Source organism: Cytophagales bacterium, from assembly GCA_019456305.1.
Taxonomy (GTDB): domain Bacteria; phylum Bacteroidota; class Bacteroidia; order Cytophagales; family VRUD01; genus VRUD01.
Window position 1 is genome coordinate 1 of the sequence record VRUD01000035.1, and the last position, 24,517, is coordinate 24,517.

The 24,517-nt window shown below is 37.0% G+C and carries 19 protein-coding genes; 13 read left to right on the forward strand and 6 right to left on the reverse strand.

The features are described from left to right. Positions 1–141 (forward strand): single-stranded DNA-binding protein (locus FVQ77_09065; protein ID MBW8050472.1); only part of this gene is annotated, 141 nt, incomplete at its 5' end. Between the two features lie 129 nt (positions 142–270). Here FVQ77_09065 and polA read toward each other — a convergent pair. Then, positions 271–3,087, reverse strand: coding sequence for a DNA polymerase I (polA, locus tag FVQ77_09070; GenBank protein MBW8050473.1), 2,817 nt, complete (start codon positions 3,085–3,087; stop codon positions 271–273). A 564-nt stretch (positions 3,088–3,651) separates the two neighbouring features. On the opposite strand from polA, the gene FVQ77_09075 reads away from it, so the two are divergent. The 4 genes from FVQ77_09075 to FVQ77_09090 all read left to right on the forward strand — a co-directional run bounded on the left by FVQ77_09075 (position 3,652) and on the right by FVQ77_09090 (position 8,799). Further along, on the forward strand, positions 3,652–3,978 hold the full coding sequence (locus tag FVQ77_09075) for a helix-turn-helix transcriptional regulator (protein ID MBW8050474.1): 327 nt from the start codon (positions 3,652–3,654) through the stop codon (positions 3,976–3,978). Positions 3,979–3,981: 3 nt separating this feature from the next. Continuing rightward, positions 3,982–4,899: a site-specific DNA-methyltransferase gene (locus FVQ77_09080; protein ID MBW8050475.1), complete on the forward strand. Its 918-nt coding sequence runs from the start codon at positions 3,982–3,984 to the stop codon at positions 4,897–4,899. Then, positions 4,859–7,765, forward strand: coding sequence for an SAM-dependent DNA methyltransferase (locus FVQ77_09085; GenBank protein ID MBW8050476.1), 2,907 nt, complete (start codon positions 4,859–4,861; stop codon positions 7,763–7,765). The genes FVQ77_09080 and FVQ77_09085 overlap by 41 nt, the downstream gene beginning before the upstream one ends. Before the next feature lie 104 nt (positions 7,766–7,869). Then, positions 7,870–8,799 carry a hypothetical protein gene (locus FVQ77_09090; GenBank protein MBW8050477.1) on the forward strand — a complete coding sequence of 310 codons (930 nt, stop codon included), beginning with the start codon at positions 7,870–7,872 and terminating at the stop codon, positions 8,797–8,799. A 523-nt stretch (positions 8,800–9,322) separates the two neighbouring features. Here the strand turns inward: FVQ77_09090 and FVQ77_09095 are convergent. Next, positions 9,323–9,553 carry a hypothetical protein gene (locus FVQ77_09095; GenBank protein ID MBW8050478.1) on the reverse strand — a complete coding sequence of 77 codons (231 nt, stop codon included), beginning with the start codon at positions 9,551–9,553 and terminating at the stop codon, positions 9,323–9,325. After that, positions 9,495–11,465: an asparagine synthase (glutamine-hydrolyzing) gene (asnB, locus tag FVQ77_09100; protein ID MBW8050479.1), complete on the reverse strand. Its 1,971-nt coding sequence runs from the start codon at positions 11,463–11,465 to the stop codon at positions 9,495–9,497. Before asnB ends, FVQ77_09095 begins: the two co-directional genes overlap by 59 nt. Positions 11,466–11,570: 105 nt before the next feature. Here asnB and FVQ77_09105 point away from each other — a divergent pair, with 105 nt between their 5' ends. After that, complete coding sequence (locus FVQ77_09105; GenBank protein MBW8050480.1) at positions 11,571–11,939, forward strand: hypothetical protein; 369 nt, start codon at positions 11,571–11,573, stop codon at positions 11,937–11,939. Positions 11,940–12,375: 436 nt separating this feature from the next. On the opposite strand, the gene FVQ77_09110 is transcribed toward FVQ77_09105, so the two are convergent. Continuing rightward, on the reverse strand, positions 12,376–14,022 hold the full coding sequence (locus FVQ77_09110; protein MBW8050481.1) for an NAD(P)/FAD-dependent oxidoreductase: 1,647 nt from the start codon (positions 14,020–14,022) through the stop codon (positions 12,376–12,378). A gap of 385 nt (positions 14,023–14,407) precedes the next feature. Between FVQ77_09110 and FVQ77_09115 the strand changes: the two genes are divergently transcribed. From FVQ77_09115 to FVQ77_09140, 6 genes are all read left to right on the forward strand, one after another. After that, on the forward strand, positions 14,408–15,664 hold the full coding sequence (locus FVQ77_09115) for a SlyX family protein (protein MBW8050482.1): 1,257 nt from the start codon (positions 14,408–14,410) through the stop codon (positions 15,662–15,664). A gap of 33 nt (positions 15,665–15,697) precedes the next feature. Continuing rightward, a complete protein-coding gene (locus FVQ77_09120; protein MBW8050483.1) occupies positions 15,698–17,044 on the forward strand; it encodes a T9SS type A sorting domain-containing protein in 1,347 nt (448 codons plus the stop codon). A gap of 1 nt (position 17,045) precedes the next feature. Further along, positions 17,046–18,038, forward strand: coding sequence for a tyrosinase family protein (locus tag FVQ77_09125; GenBank protein MBW8050484.1), 993 nt, complete (start codon positions 17,046–17,048; stop codon positions 18,036–18,038). A 36-nt stretch (positions 18,039–18,074) separates the two neighbouring features. Beyond that, positions 18,075–18,749, forward strand: coding sequence for a hypothetical protein (locus FVQ77_09130; GenBank protein ID MBW8050485.1), 675 nt, complete (start codon positions 18,075–18,077; stop codon positions 18,747–18,749). Positions 18,750–19,059: 310 nt separating this feature from the next. Continuing rightward, complete coding sequence (locus FVQ77_09135; protein MBW8050486.1) at positions 19,060–20,931, forward strand: tetratricopeptide repeat protein; 1,872 nt, start codon at positions 19,060–19,062, stop codon at positions 20,929–20,931. Between the two features lie 254 nt (positions 20,932–21,185). Next, complete coding sequence (locus FVQ77_09140; protein MBW8050487.1) at positions 21,186–21,611, forward strand: hypothetical protein; 426 nt, start codon at positions 21,186–21,188, stop codon at positions 21,609–21,611. A gap of 50 nt (positions 21,612–21,661) precedes the next feature. Here the strand turns inward: FVQ77_09140 and FVQ77_09145 are convergent, their stop codons facing one another. Both FVQ77_09145 and prmC read right to left on the reverse strand, forming a co-directional pair. Continuing rightward, positions 21,662–22,129 (reverse strand): GNAT family N-acetyltransferase, encoded by a 468-nt coding sequence (locus FVQ77_09145; GenBank protein ID MBW8050488.1) that lies wholly within the window; start codon positions 22,127–22,129, stop codon positions 21,662–21,664. A gap of 33 nt (positions 22,130–22,162) precedes the next feature. Continuing rightward, positions 22,163–23,164: a peptide chain release factor N(5)-glutamine methyltransferase gene (prmC, locus tag FVQ77_09150; protein ID MBW8050489.1), complete on the reverse strand. Its 1,002-nt coding sequence runs from the start codon at positions 23,162–23,164 to the stop codon at positions 22,163–22,165. Between the two features lie 239 nt (positions 23,165–23,403). On the opposite strand from prmC, the gene ribD reads away from it, so the two are divergent. Further along, the gene (ribD, locus tag FVQ77_09155) at positions 23,404–24,462 is read left to right on the forward strand and encodes a bifunctional diaminohydroxyphosphoribosylaminopyrimidine deaminase/5-amino-6-(5-phosphoribosylamino)uracil reductase RibD (GenBank protein MBW8050490.1); all 1,059 of its coding nucleotides are present in this window, start codon (positions 23,404–23,406) and stop codon (positions 24,460–24,462) included. The last annotated feature ends 55 nt before the right edge of the window (positions 24,463–24,517 follow it).

Below are 24,517 nucleotides of genomic sequence, written 5' to 3' on the forward strand. Positions count from 1 at the left end.
AAAAAAGGCAATAAAGTAGCTGTAGATGGCAAGCTTATTAACCGGAATTATGAAGATAAGGAAGGCATTAAGCGCTATGTCACTGAAATATTAGTGAATGAATTTTTGATGCTGACACCAAAAGATCAACCTGTCAGTTAAAAATAATATTCATTGTATCTCAACAGTTATGTTGAGTAAAAAGGGGGATTGGTAGAGACGTTGCAATGCAACGTCTCTACCAATCCCCCTTATTTTTGTGCGTTTTGTTTTTATGGTTTACTATTAAATTCAATGCGCTTCCAGCCAATTCTCCCCAACACCAACATCTACGACTACCGGCACTTTAATAGCAATAGCATTTTTCATAAAATCCGGCACTTTTTCCTTTACTGCATCCAGTTCATCCTTACGCACATCAAAAACAAGTTCGTCATGCACCTGCAGGATCATTTTTGTTTCAAGCTTTTCTTTTTTCAGCCAGTTATGAATATTGATCATTGCTACCTTGATCATATCGGCAGCGCTGCCCTGTATGGGAGCATTGATGGCATTTCGCTCGGCATAGCCTCGCAGGGTCATGTTTCTTGAATTGATGTCGCGCAAATACCTTCTTCTGCCAAGTATGGTCTCTACAAATTCATTTTCCCGGGCTTTGTTAATGATATCATCCATATACCTTTTAATAGCCGGGAATTCTGCAAAATAGGAATCAATAATTTCAGCAGCTTCCTTACGCTGAATATGAAGCCTTTGCGATAATCCAAAAGGAGATATACCATAAATGATCCCGAAATTCACCATTTTGGCTTTCCTGCGCATCTCATCATTGACATCATCCGTTCCTACTCCAAAGACCTTGCTGGCAGTTGTAGCGTGGATATCAACTCCATCCCTGAATGCTTCTATCATGCTTTCATCTTTGCTAAAGGAAGCCATAATGCGAAGCTCTATTTGGGAATAATCTGCCGATAATAAAACGTATTTGTCATTTTTAGATATAAATGCTTTTCTTATCTCCCTGCCCTTTGCCGTTCTTATTGGGATATTCTGCAGATTTGGGTTTTGAGAGCTTAATCGTCCCGTAGAGGCTACTGCCTGGTTAAAAGAGGTGTGCACCCTGTTATCTTTTTTGCTTATCAACTCCGGCAAAGCGTCAACGTAAGTAGATTTGAGTTTCTGTACTTCACGGTAATCCAGTATCTTTCTTACGATCTCATGTTTATCAGCCAATTTGGAGAGTACATCTTCAGCCGTAGCATACTGGCCGGTTTTGGTCTTTTTTGGTTTTTCATCTATTTTAAGCTTTTCAAATAAGATCGTGCCTAATTGTTTTGGAGAATCAATGTTAAATTCTGTACCAGCGTCATCAAGTATGCTTTGTTTTAAAACACTGCTTTCCTTTGCAAGCAGCCTGGAATATTTACTTAGAGCGCCAGGGTCAATATTCACACCTGCCCTTTCTATATCGGCTAATACATGGATAAGGGGAAGCTCCACTTCATTGAATAACTTTTGTAGTTTTTTTTCTTTTATTAAAGGTGCAAAAATATTTTTAAGTTTAAGCGTAATATCAGCATCTTCACCGGCATATTCCACCACTTTTTCAACCGGGATATCTCGCATATTGCCCTGCTCCTTTCCTTTTTTGCCAATAAGTGTGTCGATAGAAACGGGCGTATAATCTAAGTAACTTTCGGCAAGGGCATTCATATTATGACGCATGTCTGGCTCAAGCAGGTAATGAGCAAGCATGGTGTCAAACAAAGGGCTCTTTACCTCAATGTCATAATTTTTCAAAACCAGGATATCGTATTTTATGTTCTGGCCTATTTTAACGATTTGCTCATTTTCCAGGACACCTTTAAATTCATTCGCAATGTTTTTGGCTTCTTTGTCATTTTTTGGAACAGGCACATAATAAGCTTCCCCCTTTTTGTAAGAAAATGCCAATCCTACCAGTTTGGCATCCATTGTATCAATAGCTGTAGTTTCCGTATCAAAGCAAAATTCTTTTTGTTTTTCAAGGTCTTTGATAAGCTTTTTCCTCAATTCAGGCGTGTCTGCAAGGTGATAATGATGAGTAGTTGTATCAATATTAACTTTAGTGATTGATTGTTGATTTTCAGGAATTTTGTTCTTCTTTTGATCATTTTCACGAGACAAATTTCGTGCTGCAGTTTCACCAAACAAACTCATTTGGTCAGAAGAAGCAGAGGTGGTTTTTTCTTCTCCATCTCCAAATAGTCTTTTCTTTATGGTCCGAAACTCCAGTTCGTCAAGCAAGGCTATAAGAGCGTCATTATCTGGGCCTTTATAGAGGAGCTTTTCTTCATCAAAATCAAGGGGTACCCCGGTATCGATCGTTGCTAATTGTTTGGAAAGCAAACCTTGTTCTGAAAACTCAACGACCCTCTCCTTTAGCTTGCCTTCTAATTGGTCAGCATTTTCAATCAGGTTTTCAACAGAGCCGAATTCTTCAATAAGTTTTTTGGCAGTTTTTTCTCCAACACCCGGTATCCCCGGAATATTATCCACCTTATCTCCCTGCAATCCCAGGATGTCTATAACCTGGTCAATTGACCTGATCTCCCATTTTTCCAATACTTTTTTTTTGTCGAGGATGTCTACCCCATTTCCCATGTAGGCCGGCTTATAAAGGTAAATGTTATCACTGACAAGCTGGCAGAAATCCTTATCAGTGCTCATCATATAAACCTGGAGGTCAGCTTCAGCAGCTTTTTTTGCAAATGTTCCTATGATATCATCCGCTTCATAACCATCTTTTTCCAGGACAGGAATATTGAACGCGTCAATGAATCTCTTTATGTAGGGAATGGCAGTGACAATATCTTCGGGGGTTTCCTGTCTTTCTGCCTTATATTCTTTGTATGCTTTGTGCCTGAATGTAGGTGCAGATGTATCAAAAGCGACAGCAATGTGGGTAGGTTTTTCTTTATTGATGATTTCAAGCAAAGCATTGGCAAACCCTAACACGGCACTGGTATTGAGGCCCTTTGAATTGATGCGCGGGTTTTTACTGAATGCAAAATGAGCACGGTATATGAGCGCCATGGCATCGAGGAGGAAGATTTTTTGTGCAGGCATTATGAATAGTAATTATACAAATACAACCAAAGTTAATATATATTACCCATTCTGCAAAATCTGACTAATTAAAGAGAATTGAATAAAAAATGTAATATATTTGGCTGTGGAAAATAAAAACATAAAAAATGTTTCAATCTTGCAAATTTTTCAAGATAACAACAACAAACCTGTGCCTATATGGTAGTTACAGGCAAGCGTAAAAAAGACAGTGCAACCCTGACAGTGACGACTGAAAAACGGAGACTTTGCAACTTGACAATTTAAGCAGACTGACTTGAAGCGTTCTTTAACAAACTGACACGGTAAGACAATCCGACACGCAATCCGACACGAATGTTTTTAAAATTTTTCCCACCGCACTTTTTTTAAAACAATTTTACGCCTACCCGCATTGGCACATTTGGTTTTGCCTGACACACAAGCCAACCCTTCGCAAAACCAAAAGAGCCAATCTTGCCGCCCCACAATTAGGAATGTTGATAAAATGTTTGCAGAAAAAGATGAAAATTTGGAAACTTTGTATATTTTTGCCAAATTTGTCAAGGCAAAATAATCAAGAAGATGAAAGAAACCTTTGGAGAATACATTCACAAGTTACGAGTTGAGCACGGACTAACTCTGACAAAACTTGCTGCTGCACTTGATATTGACCAATCCACCCTTTCAAAAATTGAAAACCAAAAAAGGAATGTTCATGAAGTCATATTACCAAAATTGGCGAAGGTTTTCAAATTAGATATTAAGACGCTTGAAAGAGAATTTTACAGTGAAAAAATTGCAGAAATCATATATCAAGCACCAGATTCTGAACAACTTTTAATGCTTGCGGAAGAAAAAGCAAAATATTTCAAATCCAAGAAAGCGAAACAGGGAAATTTAAAATTTTAGAAAATGAAAAACGGAATAGAGAAATATTTAAACAAAGTAATACAAGGTGACTGCCTTGAGGTAATGAAGGGTATTCCGGACAAAAGTATTGATATGATACTTTGTGATTTACCTTATGGAACGACCCAAAATAAATGGGACTCTGTAATTGACTTGGACTTGCTATGGCAACATTATGAGAGAGTGATTAAAGATGATGGAGTGATTGCCCTCACGGCACAAGGTCTGTTTACTGCGAAACTTATCATGAGTAACGAAAAGTTGTTTAAGTATAAAATTGTTTGGATAAAATCAAAATCCACGAATTTCCTGAACGCCAAAAAGCAACCGCTTAGAAAACATGAAGACATTTGTGTTTTCTACAAAAAGCAGCCAACGTATAACGCTCAAATGACTAATGGTGAAGCTTATGACAAAGGCATAAGAAAAGACCAATATACTGGTAGCTACGGAGACTTTAAACCGAGACACGTAAAGAGCAACGGTGAAAGGTATCCGAATGACATCGTTTGTTATGAGGAACAGCCCATTGACGATTTTGTCTATGTTAAAACAGCAGAATCGGAAGGACCCGTTTTGCACCCGACACAAAAACCCATTGAATTAGGAAGATATTTAGTTAAAACCTTCACTAAACCCGGAGATGTTATTCTCGATAACGCTTGTGGAAGTGGAAGTTTCTTGCTTTCTGCAATACTTGAAAACCGGCAATTTATAGGAATTGAAAAAAACGAAGATGTTATGCTTCACAAGGTTAAACCAGTTGATTACATAAAAATATGTACCGACAGAATAGAAAATACCCTTAAAAGAAAAGAAATTGAGCAAGCCACATTAAAGTTGTTCAGTGAGCCAATCGTAAAATACCACACATTAAATTATGAAAAGAAACGAGAGAGATTGGGCGGGACAGCTTATTAGTTGGATTCAGGAAACAATTCGTGAAGGTCAAACTGTTTTTGAGGATGCAACAAATGATACTGGAATAAAACTTGATTCGGGAAGAACGAAATTTCCTGATGTTCTACTTTTTACCGACAAAGTTTCCGGTATAGTTTTCAACGGTTGGGAACTTAAATTTCCTGACACTACCGTTGATGACGGGGAAATGATTAAAAATGCGCTGGAAAAAGCGGAGAGATTAAAGTCGGAATCATTTGTTACTTGGAATGGAACAGAGGCAATCATTTGGAAAATTGAAGATAGAAATTTTTCCATTGATGCACTTACAAAACTTAAGGAATATCCGAAAGAACGTACGATTAGCACCCGGAATGACCTTTCCGACCCTGTAAAATTCAACCGGAACGAATCTATATTAAAGGCAAGAGCGAACGAAATACTCCATGACCTTGGACAACTTTATGAAAGGGGCGAGCTAAAACAAGCTATCAATATTACAGGAAATATTATAGAAGCCGTACTTGAAGCTTCGGTAATAATTTTGCCTCAATTTCAACAAGCAATAGTTACAGAAAAGGGAAAGAGCGCATCATTCAGGAGGGAATATAATCACTGGAAAATCTATGAAAGTTCTACTTTGAAAATTCTTGATTCTTCATCCCGCAGACCTGAAAATGTTATTGAAGAGGAGGTTCTTGCCAAGTTCACATTTTACAATTTGATTGGCAAAATCTTGTTCTATCTTACCTTATCAGAAAATCTCATGGGTGCAATAGATAGAATCAACATTGCGAATGCAAGAAACTTAAAACAATCTCTTGAAAGCTATTTTGCAGAAGCGCAGAAAATAGATTACCAAGCGATTTTCAAACCCTATTTTACAGACAAGCTACCCTTTTCAAAAGTTACCGGTGAAACAGTATTTCAGTTGATTCAAAAATTTACGGAGTTTGATTTCAGGATACTACCTACTGGTGTTATCGGGACAATACTTGAAAACCTTGTTCCAAAGTCCGAAAAGCAAAAATTCGGACAATATTTTACTTCTGAAACATTGGCAAACCTCGTTGCATACCCTGCCGTTCAAACAGCAAACGACTATGTATTTGACCCAACATCAGGAACAGGAACATTTTTGAACTCTTTTTACCAAATACTGAAATATCACGGAAAGAACAATCATGCAGAACTATTAAATCAAATTTGGGGTAATGACATTTCTCATTTTCCTGCAATACTTTCAGTAATCAACCTTTACAAGCAAGACGTAACTAAAACAGATAATTTTCCAAGAATAACGAGAGATGATTTTTTCAATCTAAATGCAGGAGATTTGATAGCATTTCCTGATTCAAGGGATTACAAAAAGCAAATAGAACAGCCGATACCGGAATTTGATGTTATTACCAGCAATTTCCCGTTCATACAACAAGAAGATATTCCGAATGACGTTTTAACAGCGTTTTTCAGAGAGAAATTTGAAGCCAGACAACAAGCATTCTTACAGGACAGGACATTCAAAATAAACGAGAGGTCAGATTATTTCACTTATTGCATTTATAACTCAATCCGATTCCTTAAAGAAGAAGGTTTCTTATCTGCAATAACCTCAAATGCTTGGCTTGGTAAAGAATACGGTGTACAGTTCAAAAGATTTCTGCTTGATAACTTTCATATAAAGTACGTAGTAAGAAGCAGTGCCGAACACTGGTTCTCATATTCAAAAGTATCAACCATTTATACAGTTCTTCAAAAGGTAACCAATGACCAGCCAACAAAATTTATTACTCTGCATTTTAAACTTGAAAATGATTTTAACCAAGACAATGTATCAGACCAACTAACACAAATTGAGGCTTTATATTCCGAGATAGAAAATTGCAATGACACCCGAAACAGGAACTGGAAGCAAGACATCACCTTTAAAGAATTATTTCATAAAACAGATGACTCTGTATCGGTTAGTATTGTTCCAAAGAACAAGTTGATAGAATCATTACAGACAGAAGAAAACTGGTCTAAATATTTTATTTCGGCTAATCTGTTTGAAAAATTTGATGACGATTTGATTCAGTTATACCCTGACATTATTGATGCTTTCAGGGGAGAGAGAACAGGGTGGAATGAAATGTTTGTAATACCTGCGAATGAAGTAGAAGAAACAGGAATTGAGGAAGAATTTTTGGTTCCTTATGTAAAAAGTCCAACTGAATTAGATATTCTTGAATTTTCAGGGGAGTATAATTACTATCTTTTTGTTTGCACTCGACCGCTTGACGATCTTAGAAATAACTATCCGGGAGCATATAACTGGATAAGACGGTTTGAAAATGCGATGAATAAAAATCGCACTAAGACAATACAGGAAGCCTGTGCCGGACATAGGCCTTTTTGGTATTCATTAAGGCCTAAATCTGCAAATATTGTTACTGCAATAAATCCTTATGAAAGAAACTTCTTTTGTTTTTCAGAAGAAAGGTTTGTTCCCGACCAGAGATTAGCGATTATTAATGTAAAAGACGGATATGACGTTGAACTGATTGCTGCATTACTTAATTCGATTGTTACATTCCTAACAATTGAAATGAGGGGAACATCAAGAAATCTTGGGGCCTTGGACTTAAATGCAAATTATTTCAAAAGATTAAAAGTACTCAATCCAGATTTACTCTCAGATGATCAAGTTAATGCTATCAAGACTGCTTTTGAATCAATTAAAAAACGGCCAATTGAAACAATTTTTGAAGAAATTGAAAAGGAGGATAGAATAAATTTTGATAGGACTGTTTTACATTCATTCGGGATTGATGATTCAATTTTAGAAAGCCTGTATGAAACTCTTGTTTCTGCTGTGAAAGAAAGAGTAACAATGAAAGAAAGATAACAGCCCAGTCTATTGTTAAAAACATAAACTGCACTAATATACAAGTTGCTCAACCATAATAAAACAGAACCATCATTTAGGCACAATAGTAAAGACTGACAACAATGGCAATATTTGACCTTTTCTCAAAAAGACAAAAAAAACTTCGCGGTGAAGTTCCGGAAATTTATACTTATGAAAAAATTCCAGAACAGTTAAGAGTTCAAATTGTACACATAATCAGAGATGCTTTGGGAAATAATAAAGGCCACTATAAAAATAAACCCCAAGCAGCATTTAAGTTCATCCATGAATCTTTATGCAGAGAATACGGAGTATTTACATTAGGCAAGGGTCATCGTGAATCTGATGAAGAGTGCGTTCTAAATCATCTATTGCAGACTAATGACTACGAAAGAGTTATTGACACAATAGAGTTGTCATTCGAATATATAGATAGAATCATCAATGATAATTTACAGGAATACATATATCACACGGAAATAAAGATATCGCCTAAAGATGCAATTGCAGAATTAAACGATAGATTTAAAGAACATGGTGTTGGATATCAGTTCGAAGGTAGCGAAATTATCAGAGTTGACTCAACATATACTCATTCGGAAATTGTAATACCGACAATAACTCTTCTTTGGAATAAAAAATTTAAAGGTGCAAACGAAGAGTACCTTAAAGCACACGAACATTACAGACACGGAAGAAATAAAGAATGCTTGACTGAATGTTTAAAAGCATTTGAAAGTGCAATGAAAATAATTTGTAAAGAAAAAGGATGGCAATATAACGAGACCGATACAGCAAAAAAACTTATTCAAATATGTTTTCAAAATGGACTTGTGCCTTCTTTTACGCAAAATCAGTTTACATCATTACAAAATTTACTTGAGAGTGGAATACCGACTATTAGAAATAAACTCAGTGGACACGGACAAGGTCAAGTTCCACAAAAAGTTAATGACGAAATGACCAGATATGCACTTAACCTAACGGGGACGAATATCATATTTTTGGTAGAACAAAGTGGAATAAAATAAATTTCAAGAATAAGTTATCGTTTCCTCCGACACCGTTTCGGAAAAAATCCACCACTTCGCAGTCACATCATTAAGCAAATCGCTCAACACTCATCCCACTAACCAAAATTTGCTTAATCATGTGCCTGCGCCTCCACAAAGACAAATAAAAAATCAAATAAAAATCTCTCTCCCTTTTTTTAAAATTTTTTGTTTCCCTGCTTAGGCAGGAATATTATTAACGGTGAGCTCTTTTACATTCTTTAACATTTACTATGTGGAAAAGTACGTACTTCAATCAAATTTTACGATTGACTTTAACGTTCTGACAAATGACTATTATCATAAATTCAAACGTAGGAGTGATGCGGCAACAGAAGCTAACAGCGCATATAATCCATTGCGGTGGACGTAATAACATCAAGCGTTTGTGCTTTTTATTTACCTTTGCAGTGGGGGAAAAGTACGAAGCAATTAAATCGCAACTGCACATAGCCATGTCCGTTGTGCTCACCACCACCTTGCGGGCGGGCTTCAGGTCTTTCTACCTGCCGCTGAAGATCTCGGTGCTGCGGTAGAGCCGGGTCATTATCCTGTGGCTTATTACAGAAAGGTGGTAAAGCGGTTTGCCCATACGATTGATGAAAAAAGGTATTTCCTTTTTACTTTCTACGAGCGAAATATTAAAAGATAGTGTCAGAAAAACAAAATGCCTGTCACTTTTTCCATCTCCTCCACCAATATTGAAAAACAACCAATCCCCAGATCCTGGCATGGACATCTCCCGGATCTTTAGAAAATAACTTTTGCTTTAAACGCTTCACCTCAACTTCATCAAAAATCCCTTGTTCCTTTATAAGATCATCATTTAACAGTTCATCCGTTATCGTAGATTTTAGTTCGTTTCTAAACCATTTTAATAATGGCACCTCAAAACCATGCTTTGGCCTGTTATATAACTGTTCGGGCAAAATTTGTCTGAAGGCATCCTGAACTATTTTTTTTCTGTTTGATCTGTGGTCTATTTTTGAGCTCTCCGGTAATGAAAATGCAAAATCAACCAATTCATGATCCAAAAACGGTACCCTTACTTCCAGGCTGTTTGCCATTGACATCATATCTACCTTCACAAGCATGTCATTTTGTAATGCGAGATTCATGTCGCAATAAAGGACCTCATTAATACCATTTTTACCGGTAATTTTTTGCGTAATTGAATCTTTCCTTTGTTGATATTCACTCAAATTAATTTTGCCATTTCCTCCCTCAATAAGTGGAGCCTTTGTAGAGACGTTGCATACAACGTCTCTACAAAGGAGCTTTAATGCTTCGTTTTCATTAACAAATCCACACCATAACCAGTATCTTTCCACTTCACTTAATTTCATTCCCTGCGAAAATCGATGAAACTGCCTGATCTTATTTTCAAAATATGAATTTCGTGACTTTGGCAGCGCCTCCCACAATGGATGTAAATATTTTAACACAGTTGCTCCAAATCCACCATTTCTCGCCTTGTATTCACCTAGATATTTATTATAACCCGCGAAAAGCTCATCAGCGCCATCTCCTGATAAAGCTACTTTTACATGTTTGCGGGTATGATAACTCAAAATGTTCACTGCGAGTGCAGATGAGTCAGCGAAAGGTTCGTCAATATAGTTTAGCGTATCAAAAAGATGCTCAAAAAGATCATCATTTGTAAGGGAAAAAACCGTATGGTTGGTATTAAATTTTTTTGCAACTAAATTGGCATAATGTGTCTCATCAAAAAAGGGTTCATCTTTATAGCCTATAGAGAAAGTATTTAATTTATCCGTGTGTCTTGAGGCAAGGGCAACGATCACAGAAGAATCTATGCCCCCACTTAAAAAAGCGCCTAATGGCACATCTGCTATGAGTCTTTTTTTAACAGATTCTTCCAGGAGCGCTACCAGCTCTTTTTGCTGCTGTTCATAATTCTGTTTGGAATAGGTATACTCATCCCTCGTCTCCTGCCCATCTTTCCCTGTCCAGGGAATCTTGTAATATTGTTTTTCTTCAACCTGGTCGTTTTTTATCAGCAGGCAATGCCCCGGCATTAACTTCCTGACTCCTACAAAAATGGTGGCAGGGGCAGGAATATAATTCAATTGCAAATATTGGTACAACGAGACCGTATCCATCTCCTGTGGAATTCCAAACGCCATCAAAGCTTTCATCTCCGAAGCAAATATCAATTTATCTTTATCCTGATAAATTAATAATGGTTTGATACCAATTCTATCCCTGGCAATAAACAGCACATTCTCTGCCTTATCGTAGACAGCGAAAACAAAAAAGCCGTTGAGCATGTCCAAACAATTTGTACCAAAATGAATGTAAAGTTTTAAAAGAACTTCTGTATCTGAATTGGTCTTAAATCCTACTCCTTTATTTTCTAATTCTTTTCTCAATTCACGGAAGTTATATATTTCCCCGTTATAAATGATGATGTACCTGTTGGTTTCATCACACATCGGTTGGTTTGCATTTTCCGAAACATCAATAATAGAAAGCCTGGTATGTCCCAATGCAACCTGGTCATTAATAAATTTACCCTTTGCATCAGGCCCGCGGCTTTTCAACGCATCAATAGAAGCTGACAGGTTTTTAAAGCCTGACTTACCTGTTTCGGTAAACGCGAATATTCCTGTAATTCCACACATATTTTTCTTTAAAGCCTTAAAGCCAATGTTAATATTTAATATTAAACAATTTTGCTTGGTTTACGTTACTTAGTTTTGTAACTTTGACATTAAATTAAGTCTATTTTGAGAAAAACAAATGCTATACCGCGCATATTAAAAATAAATGAATTAAATGGTTTTAAAATATCTTGTGTTTTTAACAACAGAGAATCAAGAATAATCGACTTCGACAAGTTATTTAAAACCTGGAAGGTAAAAAAGGGAGATATAGAATTTCCACTATTAAACTTAAAAGAGTTTAAAAAAGTACAATTACGGAATAATACTTTATCATGGAATAATTTGAAAATAAAATTAATTGATAAAAATGAAGTCGAAACAGAACATCCCTATGAATTAAGTCCTGATCTATTATACAACGCTAGTCATCCTGATAAGAAAAGAAATACATATTTCAAGGGTGAAATGATAAGGGAAAAAACTTATCATTAACAGATAACACTTTTTCAGCAAACCCTATCTGGCGCCTACACGCCATGCGCAAAGTCACATGAAGGCAGGTGGGTAAGAAACCGAATTGTTATTAATTTTCCAGTTTCATCAGAGTCTCCCGCCACTACAAACTTCCTATCTGCCTGTTTTCGAAAAGTCAACACATTGCAGTCAGATATACCCAAAACTTAATTAGGGGACTCTGATGCACACGAAATCAAATACTATTTAATGTCCTTTCTATTCCAGATCCATCAGAGTCCCCTTTTTAAGATCGTGGTATATTTGAATTTAGGAATTGCGGGAGACTCTGATGGGACTTTAACCTATAGCTGTCCGGTCAAAAGAACATTTAAGTCGGAACTTAATCCAGCTATATTATCAAAGTTGCAATATATTTAAAATCACTCTGTATTTAGAATAGAACCAAATTAATTTATAACTTTTTTAAAATAGCCTCAGCAGCCAATGCCCCCGGAGCACACGTAATCCCGCCCCCCGGATGAGAGCCGCTGCCGCACAAATATAGCCCCGGAATTGGCGTTGCATACCGGGCACATGAAGGAACCGGCCGGGTGATCAACTGATCTGCCGCGTGTTCTCCATGATAAATATGCCCTTCAGTTAATCCATACCGTTCTTCCAGGTCAACAGGCGAAAGAATTTCACGCCCTGCTATAGATTCAGAAACGTTTGGAGCATATTGCTCCAGGCATTTAATCACCTTGTCCCCTAATTTTTTTCTCTGCTCATCTGTCCAACCCCCGTCTAAATTAAGTGGAACAAAATGTACTAATATAGAAACTACACAATGGCCTTCAGGCGCTAATTGTGGATTTGAAACAATTGGTACATGTATATCCAAAATCAACTCATCTGAAAAAGTTCTGTACTTGACACAATCGAAAGCTTTTTCCATTTCATCTAAAGTGTTGCAAGTTCGTATAAATTCAAATTCATTTATCTCAGCTATTTCCTTTATTCCCTGTTTTTCCTCTTTTCCTATATTTTTATACTGAGCTGTACCATACTTAAATCTAATCATTTTATTTAATGCCAGGTTAACCTTAGCCGTTGTTCCACGGGAGCGGATGTGAGCAATACTGTTTTCCAATCTATATTCAATTTCATTGCTTGCGAGTAAGTTCAGAAAAGTCTCTTTTGGGGTACATGAAGCCGCAACGACCTTAGCATTTATTACTTCTTTCTCTTTACTGCTACTACCACTGCCACTTATCTCCACACCCTCCACCCTACCCTCCTGATTGAGTAATATCTTTTGAACACAGGCATCCGTTCTCATCTCAACCCCGGCATCTTTAGCAGCTTTTTCAAGCGCCAGGATAAGCGCTTGCGGGCCGCCAGTAATATTATTTTTAGCGGTACATTCCCATAATAATAAATTTAGCGTGTTACCTGCAGACCAAGGCCCGGTAAATGATCCATAGATCGCAGGCGCAGCTATTCCTGCTTTCAGAAAATCAGTTTCAAACCTTTCATTAAGAAAATCCGCAACACACATAGGAGCAACCCGCAATAATTCCAGCATCGTTCTCTTGCCTAAAAGTCTCAAAGCCAGCCCTTTTTTTGCCAAAACCCAGAGCTGTTTTGGCCCCAAATCTTCAATATCAGGTGGCATCTGCAATAAATTGCCAAAGAAACCACTGATCTTATCTATAAAATCACGGTATTCTATGTAAGCTGCCGCATCTTTTTTAGAGAACCGCTCAATGCTTTCTGCTGTTTCTTTAGTATTTGATGAAATAGAGATGCCCTGGCCTTCTTTAGATAGTAAGACAAAAGCAGCTCTTTCACTATTGGTTTTAAGCCCGTATTTTTCTAATTGAAGGGTTTTTATCACGCTTTGTCTAACACCACTTGTATCGTGGAGCAATCCTGTAGTTCTATAACCAGGGTGAAATTCTTCCCCTGCAGCCATGCCACCCAAAATATTTCTTTTTTCAAGGAGGACCACTTTCTTTCCCTTTTTAGCAAGCAATGCTGCCGTAGTCAGGCCATTGTGGCCGCCACCGATTATTATTGTATCATATTTATTCATTCCCGGATATTTTATAGCCCCCATTATACATAAAAAATTATGGCTTTAGTTTAATATAGCGTGTTAAACCCCGCACCCCGAGTACTCGGGGTGCGGGGTAAACTGTATCTTAGCTCTGTAAATTACAAAATTCCTTCGTGAAATAGTATTTAAAGACATTTTTTTTATATTTGTTGCGAAATTTAGGTAATGGGGTATTCAATCGTCCCCAATTATTAGGAGGCTTTGAAAAAGCCAGATAAAAATATATAAAAAGTTTGTTTTGTATTTTAAAAGGCTTAACTTTACGCCCACACAACGATACCTAAAAATCTAAAAATTATGTACCCTTTTCGGGGAATTATATACAAATTATCCCAAAACAAGACAGTACCTTTGCAGCGTTTTATTAACCAAAAAAGAGCTTATTATGAAAACATTAAAGACATTCAACAGCAATTGTGCAAAAAATATTGTAATTACATTTATCAGCACATTATTATGGTCATCTTACCTGTTTGCCCAAGGGCCTGTAAAATATCCCTCAACGAACGGCAGCAAAATGAGCGCCAATGAGATTTTGGAGCTTGGAGGCGCTTTACAGGTAAATGTTTTACTTATTCCTGATACCTCTGGAGTTGGACATGGTAATCCTCCGAAATATTATATGGTTTTTGCGGATGATCAGGGGAAATTTTATAGGGGACCGGAGAGAAGATTGCCTGGCGGAAAGCCTGCTGGTGTTGGAGGTGGGAATCCAAATGCAGGCGCCTGTACAGGAGGACAAATATGGCAAAATACGGGCGATGATATTTATAAATGTCCGATAGCGGGGAATACTGCTTTTGGTAACCTTGATCCAAAAAAGAAGATCCACATTACATCTGTGCATCTAGAAAGTAGTTGTGTAGATGTTAATGGACAGTTGGTATGTGCATCACATCAGGGAATGAGATTAGAAGATATAATAATTGATGATTTTAATAACCAATTGAACTCTGCTGCCTGGGATATAGAGCCGATAGCATCTTCCGGAAATCTGCAAATAAGAACGCCTGGTAATGCTATACCGGTTATTATTTTTACCGAAGATGGCAATGTTTTTACAGGTTCTACCACTCAATCAACTGTATTTCAGATTTCCGGTGCAGAAAATAATGGTTCGGTTGCGGCATTGAAATTAGTTTCGCCAGGCTCACAAGTGATGCTACTTGATGGCAATGAAATTGATGCTATTGGGACGAATCAAACTTTATATCTGAATGCTAATTCCAGTAATAATGTTGCTTTAGTACAAGGAGGTGGTAAAGTACGAATCGGCAGCCAAAGCATCATTTCTGGAACACATACTGATGGGAAATTATTTGTTAATGGCAAAATTGTAAGCAAATCTTCATTTGTTACGATTCAAAACTGGGGCGACTATGTACTGCATAAAGATTATAAATTACCATCATTATTAAACGAAGTTGAACCATACATTAAAGATAACAAACATTTGATCGGGGTGCCTTCAGAAAAAGAAATTTTAGAGAATGGAGTAAACCTTGGAGAGATGGACGCTATACAAATAGTAAAAATAGAAGAGCTCACGTTGTACACGATTGAACAGCAAAAGCAGATTGATGATTTGAAAAAAGAAATTGAATTATTGAAAAAGCACATGGGTTTGGAGTTAGATAAATAGAAAATAGCATTACATTTATAAAAATATAAGAAAATGAAAACGCTAAAAATAAATGCCGTCTTTTTCTTCTTGATGTCTATCAATGCAGAAGCTCAATGGACAGAAGTTACCTCACCTGGTTCAGTATTAACGGATATAGCAACGATTTCTGAAAATATTGCTTATGGTATTCACTCGAGTAATAAAATGTACAGAACATTTGACGGTGGAAAAACATGGAGTTCTGTAACTGTAAATGTTGGTACAAATTTTATGACGAGCCATAATACCATTCAGTTCATCAATTCAAATATTGGCTTTGTTGGAGGCATGACCATGGTTAACGGAGGAGTATTTGGGGGAGGGTATGAAGCGCCAAGGATTTATAAAACCACGAATGGGGGAATCTCCTGGTCAGATATCAGTCCCCCTGAAATACCAGAAGATGGCTTAAGGGGAATAAATTATTTCTATTTCTTTAATCAATTAACAGGCCTGGCATTTGCTAATTATGGAGGCACCAAAGTCTGGAGAACCACAAACGGAGGCCTAAGCTGGAAATCTCAGGCTCCCTTACCAATTTATTTATATGATGTTTCATTTGACCAAAATGGACAGGGTTATGCCGCCGGTATATCTTCGGATTTCCATGGTAAAGGCGCTATAGCTTTTACAAATGACTTTGGCCGGACATGGTTAACCCATACCATAAATGATCATAGCGCGTACATTAAAGATATTGAGTTAATAGATGAAAATACTGTGTATGCCTTAAATTATCCGGAGGTTTTAGCTTTGCATCCACCGTATCTTGTGGGAGAACCAAAAATATTCACATCTTTTGACAATGGTACAACGTGGGATACAATCCACCTGCCAATGTATGCAAATAATATACATTTCTTTAATAAAATGGAAGGATTTTTAGTTGGGCCTGGAGATAATTTAACCCACAATACAAGGATTTTTAGTACGGTTGATGGTGGACAAAACTGGACACTTGAATTAACAATATCTAAATCCGGAGCTACGAAAATGAGATTTAACAAAAATGCCGGTTATATCATTGGAATTTATACAAACGCTGTCTTTGTTGCAAAATATACTGATACTGTTAATGCTTACCTGAATGAAGCTAATGGGATAATCTTTTCCATATATCCCAACCCTGCCCAATCAACAATTAATATTCATTTTGATGCAGTAAATAAAACAAACAACATTATATTCAGTATAACCGACATAAGCGGGAAAATTGTTAAAAGTAAAATAGTGAATGTTAGCAGCGGAATTTTCCTCATGGATGTATCAGACGTTAGAACAGGTCAATACATTTTACAGATACAACATAATGGAGAGATTTTAGATAGCAAAAAAATAATAATAACTAACTCACAATAAGATGAAAAGTACTAAATATTTTGTAGCCCTGTTGATGATTGGCCTTACTGCCAATACATTTTCGCAAGTCATCAGGAAGGATTACAGGGAATTTACCACTACCGAAAGACAGGCATTCCTTACTGCATTCAACACATTGTGGCAGCAAAATATTCCCAATACTGTAGAGTTGTATAGAATTGTACACAGTAATCTTTTTGATTCAATACACGATAGTGGCGATGACGCACAGAATCCATTTTTACCGTGGCACCGGGAATTTCTTCGTCAATTCGAACTATATTTGAAGAATGTTGATCTTGATGTTACCATTCCCTATTGGAATTGGATAGAAGATCAAAGTACTTCAGCAGCGATATGGGGAAGTTCATGGTTAGGTCCCTATGATGACTTTTCTTTTTATTATTTTGATATTATACACAGGGTACCAGGGCCTGACCCTCTGCCAACTCAAGCTGAGCTGACTGTTGCTCTTAATGAAACTGATTTCCCCAGCTTTACATCGAGATTGGAAGAGACTCCATTGCATGATCGGGTTCATTGTTGGATATCCGATGCAATGTGTTCTATTGCCAATGCACCTGCAGAACCAGCGTTTAGTTTCAGTCATGCTTTTCTTGATAAAATATGGCAAGATTGGGTTAATAGTAATTATAGCGTTATGCAAACCTGGGTTAATTCAACTGGTTGGACAAATCCAATGCCATGCGATGCAGGGGGTATAGATGTTATAGATCCAAATACTATTTGGGACTCCAGGGCTCTTGATATCTGGTATGCAAGTAACAATCTTGTAATATTAGATAAACATACTGTTTTTACCGGCTCACCAAAGATTTACAAGTACACCACAGGAGTAATTCAAGCAGAAAATGGCTTTATTGTACCAAACGGTGCTGACTGCACTCTTGAAGGAAATGTAAATTACGAAATTGCCATGTTACCGGGGTTTGGTGCAGAAGAAGGCAGTGAGTTTAGCGCAATCGTTCAATAAATTTTTCAGAATTGGCTAGTTAATTTTATCCAAATAATGATGTGTTTACTCAAATACTTTTTTGTTTTCTTCTTATTAACTGCAATTATTGCATGTAAAAAAGAAAAACCGGCACCAGAAGAACCGGCTTCATGTGCTACCTCCGGGTCAATTCCACAGGAAATTCCCAATGCGGGTTTTGAGAATTGGGATACTACAAATGTTCTTCAAAACTGGTCGGTAAGATCTGGTAACATTAGTCAATCTACAGATAGCCATTCAGGCAGCTATGCTGCTTTAATCTGGACTTGGTATATTTATGTAAGTGAATTATTGGTCAATGGGAATTTACCTCCAAACACATATGAAATTCATAAAGCAGGCACACCAACTTCTGTTAAGCCAGCTTCTTTACGTGGAGTCTATAAATATACGGATGTGGCCCCTGGTGATTCTGCGGTGGCTATAGTATTATTAAAGAAATATGATACTATTCAAAATAAAATAGATACCATCGGTTATGGAATAAAACTCCTGGGGCCTGTTAATACTTATACCAGCTTTCAAATTTGCATCACAGATATGCAACCTTCTGCCACCCCCGATTCCATAGTAATTGCCTTTTCTTCAAGTGGTAATTTCTTAAAATCAAGCGTCAATGACATCAAATTCTGTAATGGTGGCACAGGGTACTGTTCTTACTTATATATTGATGCCTTGTCATTAAAGTGATGTAACTTCTTTTTTAGTGGTTCCTGATTACTTAAAGTAATTTATTATTAGAACTTCAATTTTATTTTAACCGTAAAACACTTGCTAAATAATTACCATTCATCAGCACTTTTTTAATGTAAAGCAATCAATCAATTATAAGAAAAATAAAGCATCTATCTTGATTTATAATTTGCAAGGTGCCCAAATTAAAAGAATTGACATTTTAGCGCTCCCAACTGATTTGGCCCTTTCCTGAAAGGAATCTATTAGAATAATCAAATAGAGCAGCCACTACAAAAACCCTGACTTTATATTTATTTCCTTAATTATGATAGTTAAACAATTAATGCCCGTATTGTTGATCTTCCAATTTTTCATTTTTTCAATTTCTCAATCTTTTGCCCAGGAAAGAGAGATTGAGATCGCCAATCAATATTATCAGCAAGGTGAATTTGAGAAAGCCAGGATCGTTTATGAAAAGCTTTCAAAAAAAACAGAAAATATTCCTCTTTTGCATGCAAACTATTTGAACGCCTTATTTGAATTGCAAGCCTGGAAAGATGCTGAAAAGTATTTGAAAAATGTAATGAAGCGCCTACCCGAATATCTGTCATACAAAATTGATTATGGGTTGGTTTTAAAAAAACAGCAAAGGGATTCGGAGGCAAAAAAGACCTTTGAAAAAGTTGTTAACGGCATAAAATACACTAATGTAAATACAGCAGCAAATACCTTTATTAAATATGGCCTGTACGGGTATGCAGAAAGCGCATATTTGAAGCTCAGAAAAGCAAGCAAAAGCGATATTTTGTTTTACCAGCAGTTGGTTGCTTTATATATCCTTCAGGTAAAAACAGAAACGATGATAAATGAATTGCTCAATGTTATTCAGTATGATCCGGGAAAGCTCAATTATGTGCAAAATACTTTACAAAACAATCTCACTATCCTGTCCCCTGATTCTCCCTTTAATAAAGAGAAAAAGCAAGAGGACTATGAAGCGCTTGAAAGTTTAATATATAGCAGAATTCAGAAACACCCTGATGTTGTTGCATATAATGAATTGCTGGTCTGGCTTCTCATCCAGCGAAAAGATTTTTACAATGCGTTTCTTCAGGCAAAAGCTATAGATAAGCGAAACAAAACTCCGGGTAATAAATTAATGCAGGTGGGGTTGATCAGCTTTAAAAATAATGATTTTGAGAATGCACAGTTAATATTTCAATACATAGTCAAAGAATATAAAAACCAGGCTAATTATGCTCTTGCCCGCAGGTATTTGATAAATACCAGGGAAGAAATTGTTAAAAATACCTACCCTGTCGAAAATATCCATATCAGGTCATTGATCAATGATTACCGCTCTTTGCTTAACGAATTGGAAACTCCTGAAACGCTGGAAGCGCTCAGAAACATGGCGCATTTGTATGCTTTTTATCTTGATAGAAATGATACAGCCGTCATAATCCTTAAAGAAGCGATCTCGCTGCCAAGGCAGAGATACCTCACTTCGTTCGGTACAAGTTTTGTTGCAAAGTGCAAATTAGACCTCGGAGATATCTACCTGCTAAAAGGGGAACACTGGGAGTCAACCTTGATCTATGCACAGGTAGCAAAAGCTGAAAAAGCTACCCCGTTAGGACATGAAGCAAAGCTGAGAAATGCAAAGCTTTCTTACTATAAAGGAGATTTTGAATGGGCACAGGCACAGCTCGATATTTTAAAATTAGCTACTTCAAGGGAAATTGCCAATGACGCTATGGACCTCAGCCTTCTGATCCAGGACAACCTGGCTTTAGATACTTCCACCCATGCGATGAAAGATTATGCCAATGCGGAATTATTGATCTTTCAGAATAAAAATAAAGAAGCGTTTGATCTGCTCGACCAAATGCTGCTAAAGTATCCCGATCACAGCTTAACTGACGAAATATATTGGCTGAAAGCCAAAACCTGGGAAAAAATGGGCGAATTTGAACAGGCGATAGTCGCACTTGAACAGATTACATTAGCTTTTAAATATGATATATTAAGCGATGATGCTCATTTCCTTTTGGCAAAGATCTACGAAGAAAAATTAAATAACAAGGAAAGGGCCATGGAACTCTATAAATCCCTTTTGATAGACTATCCCGGCAGTATTTATACTATTGAGGCAAGGAAAAGATTTAGGAAATTAAGAGGGGACAAGGTGAATTGAAAAATATAAAATAAATTTCAATTATTTTACTAAAAAACTTGCAGTTTATAAAAATACACTTTATATTTACAAATTCTTAATTCAAAAAATTATGGAGAACTTACATAACTTTTTAACTGATTTATTATAAGACTTTATTATGAAAACAAGTGAGCCCCAAAAAAAAGCGGTAAAGATAAGCAAACCAGTCAACATTAGGAGGGTTGGCCGTCTCACACCTCTAAGGAAAGTTGGTAGATTAATAAGAAAAGAAAATGGCAGTAAGGTTACCAATTGAAATAACTTTTTGTTCTAAAACAGTAAAAGTTACGGCTATTGCCAATACTGGTTATGAAACAAACGAGCCTGAAATTCTTATGCCCTTATCATTAGCCGCAAATCAACTGGGGATTAAAGAAAGCCAGGGGAAGGAAATTACTTACCAAACGGCAGGGAGACAGGATGTAGAATTTTACAGATTTGAAAATGCAGGTATTTGCGTTAATACAGATAATTCAAAATCTCCTGTAGTTACTGCAACACTAAATACTTCAGAAAATGAAGTGGAAGTTATTTTAAATGACATGCTTGTTGGCATGCTGGGTATTGTTCTGGTTAAAGTTGCAGAAGGGAAGTGGAGATTTTTGGATGATCCACCTGAGAAATTAAGAGATTCTTCACCAAAACAATTATTTTATTGAAGAATAATGAAACTTAGGCGATCTCTGTTGCTTAAATGAATTTCAATAGTCTAGTATTCTTTGATTTGTTTCTCATTAAGCCTGCCATTGACCCACTCCCCGTCAAGTTCGGCATTGATCTTTTTATAAAATTCAATAGCGGGCTGATTCCATTCCAGCACCTGCCATGCCAGTCTTTTTGCACCTGTTTTTTTGGCCCGGGCAACAACTGAATCAAACAACTTTTTACCGATTCCTTTTCTTCGGTATTTTTCAGTGATAATGATATCATCAAGGTAAATTGCCCGCCCCTTCCATGTGGAATAACTAAAGAAATATAGCGCCATCCCTACGACCTCACCATCAACTTCAGCCACGCAGTACTCAAAAAAAGGTTTTTTGCCAAAACCATCCTCTTCCATACTTTCAACGGTGGCGATCACTTCCTGGGGTGCTTTTTCATACAACGCCAATTCCTTTATGAGGCCTAATACTGCGGGGAGATCTTCTTTTTTGCCTTTTCTGATTGTTAGATTCATTCAAACAATTATTTTAATGAAATTCAATTTACTTTATAATTCTCCCTTCACAAACCGTTCTTTACCCTGCATGTCTTTTTTAATAGTGATGTTTTTGAATTGATACCTTTCAAATAACAGGGCTACCTGTTTTGCAAATTGCCCGTTTGTTTCAAAATATACCTGTCCATTCGGTAGTAAAATATCCTGGCTTAGTTCCAGGATATGCTCGTAAAAAATAAGAGGATTTTCATCCTTAACAAAGAGCGCCTGATGGGGTTCAAACCCGGTTACATTTTCATCCATGAGCCTTTTCTCTGATTCGATTACGTAAGGGGGATTGCTCACAATTAAATTAATGGGTGGTAACAACCCTGCCACCTTTTTGTAAGCGCCAATATCTGATTCTATACAATGTATTTTTACATTATTTATTCTTGCATTCTCTCCGGCTAAATTCAAAGCTTTTTTATCATTATCTAAAGCATATACTTTAGTATGAGGAAGTTCAGCAGCTAAAGTAACTGCAATACAGCCACTGCCCGTACCTACGTCTAATAGAGAGGCCCCCCTAACAGCCCCCCTTCCGTCCCCCCAAAGGGGGGAGACTTTGCCATCCCCTTTCCCTTTGGGAAGTGTGGTGGGAAAGTCCCCCCTTTGGGGGGATTTAGGGGGGCTATTGATCACCCATTCCACCAATTCTTCTGTTTCCGGCCTGGGAATTAAAACAGATGGGTTAACTTTGAATTTTCTGCCATAGAATAATGTTTCACCGAGTATGTATTGTATTGGCTCTTTATTCTTTAATCTGGCTAAATATGTTTCCAGGGTATTCTTTAATTCGTCATTGAAACCTTCTAAACTTTTATCACTTATTATTTCAGATTTTGAAAGACGAAAAATATCCTCTAATATAATAAATGTAATGCTTTTTGATTCATTAAGATCATACACAGCATTAATATTTTTCACAATTTCTTCGAAAAGCGCCTTTGATGAGTGGATATTATTGAATTTCATATATTTGAATTGATTATTAACATCAACATTTAACATTTTGCCCCGAGTGGCCAATTGAAGGTAGGCAATATTCGATAAAAATATTAAATATTGAATTATGAGTCCCCTCTAAAAAGCAAAAAATTGAAAAGAAATCATTTCTCGCAAAGACGCAAAGTTCGCAAAGAATTGAATATCAATTAGTTAATTATATAACTTTGCGTTCTTTGCGCCTTTGCGAGAACCAAAAACACTTTTTAGAGTGGACTCAATTATGAATAATAAATTTTGAATGTATGTATAACAAAAAAGACGAAATATACATGCTAAGAGCCCTGGAACTCGCTGAGCTTGGGAGAGGAAAAGTAAGCCCTAACCCAATGGTAGGTTGTGTGATCGTACACAACGACAAAATAATAGGCGAAGGTTGGCACCGGAATTTTGGCAGCCCACATGCCGAAGTAAATGCCATTGATTCGGTAAAAGATAAAAGCTTGCTGCCCCAGTCAACACTCTACGTCAACCTGGAACCTTGTGCCCATGTTGGAAAAACACCTCCCTGTGCTGACCTGATCATAAAAAAAAATATAAAAAAAGTGGTTATTTCTAATTTAGACCCCAACCCCCTCGTAGCAGGCAAGGGAGTTGAGAAACTTAAAACAGCAGGATGTAAGGTGCAATCCGGCATGCTTGAAGATAAGGGATACAACCTTAACAAAAGGTTTTTTACCTTTCATAATAACAAAAGGCCATTCATTATCTTAAAATGGGCAGAAACGCAGGACGGCTTTATTGCGAGATCCCCCCTCCGTTCCCCTGAAAAGAGTGATAAATCTAAATGGATCAGCAACGAGCTTTCCCGGAAGTTGGTACATAAATGGAGAGCTGAAGAGGACGCCATAATGATCGGCACCAATACTGCAAAATATGATGATCCAGTGTTAAATACAAGACACTGGAATGGTAAAAACCCCGTACGTATCGTTATTGACAGAGAACGAAAGCTTAGCGATGATCTTAATATCTTTGATAACAAGCATCTTACTATTTGTTATAATGCAAAAATTAATGATGAGAATAAAAATTTATTTTTTATCAAAATCACTGACTGGGATGATCTGCTCGAAGAAATTCTTAAAGACCTCTATAACCGCAACATACAATCATTGTTGGTAGAAGGTGGCGGAAAGCTTTTGCAGAGCTTTATTGACAGCAACTTGTGGGATGAGATCAGGCTGTTTAAAGCAAGCAAGATATTTGGGAAAGGCATCCCCGCCCCGGTTTTTAGTGCCAGAGAGGGATCTGCAACAAGTTTGCTGGATGACCGGTTGATGATCTTTGCGCATGGCGCATAGCGGACAATGCTATGGGACAGGCAGCAGCTAAATTGGGATTGGCAGGTATGGGTTT

Coding starts and splice junctions, on each gene's coding strand:
- polA (MBW8050473.1), bottom strand. CDS start 3,087: ATGCCTGCACAAAAAATCTTCCTCCTCGATGCCATGGCGCTCATATAC.
- FVQ77_09075 (MBW8050474.1), top strand. CDS start 3,652: ATGAAAGAAACCTTTGGAGAATACATTCACAAGTTACGAGTTGAGCAC.
- FVQ77_09080 (MBW8050475.1), top strand. CDS start 3,982: ATGAAAAACGGAATAGAGAAATATTTAAACAAAGTAATACAAGGTGAC.
- FVQ77_09085 (MBW8050476.1), top strand. CDS start 4,859: ATGAAAAGAAACGAGAGAGATTGGGCGGGACAGCTTATTAGTTGGATT.
- FVQ77_09090 (MBW8050477.1), top strand. CDS start 7,870: ATGGCAATATTTGACCTTTTCTCAAAAAGACAAAAAAAACTTCGCGGT.
- FVQ77_09095 (MBW8050478.1), bottom strand. CDS start 9,553: ATGCCAGGATCTGGGGATTGGTTGTTTTTCAATATTGGTGGAGGAGAT.
- asnB (MBW8050479.1), bottom strand. CDS start 11,465: ATGTGTGGAATTACAGGAATATTCGCGTTTACCGAAACAGGTAAGTCA.
- FVQ77_09110 (MBW8050481.1), bottom strand. CDS start 14,022: ATGGGGGCTATAAAATATCCGGGAATGAATAAATATGATACAATAATA.
- FVQ77_09115 (MBW8050482.1), top strand. CDS start 14,408: ATGAAAACATTAAAGACATTCAACAGCAATTGTGCAAAAAATATTGTA.
- FVQ77_09120 (MBW8050483.1), top strand. CDS start 15,698: ATGAAAACGCTAAAAATAAATGCCGTCTTTTTCTTCTTGATGTCTATC.
- FVQ77_09125 (MBW8050484.1), top strand. CDS start 17,046: ATGAAAAGTACTAAATATTTTGTAGCCCTGTTGATGATTGGCCTTACT.
- FVQ77_09130 (MBW8050485.1), top strand. CDS start 18,075: ATGATGTGTTTACTCAAATACTTTTTTGTTTTCTTCTTATTAACTGCA.
- FVQ77_09135 (MBW8050486.1), top strand. CDS start 19,060: ATGATAGTTAAACAATTAATGCCCGTATTGTTGATCTTCCAATTTTTC.
- FVQ77_09140 (MBW8050487.1), top strand. CDS start 21,186: ATGGCAGTAAGGTTACCAATTGAAATAACTTTTTGTTCTAAAACAGTA.
- FVQ77_09145 (MBW8050488.1), bottom strand. CDS start 22,129: ATGAATCTAACAATCAGAAAAGGCAAAAAAGAAGATCTCCCCGCAGTA.
- prmC (MBW8050489.1), bottom strand. CDS start 23,164: ATGTTAAATGTTGATGTTAATAATCAATTCAAATATATGAAATTCAAT.
- ribD (MBW8050490.1), top strand. CDS start 23,404: ATGTATAACAAAAAAGACGAAATATACATGCTAAGAGCCCTGGAACTC.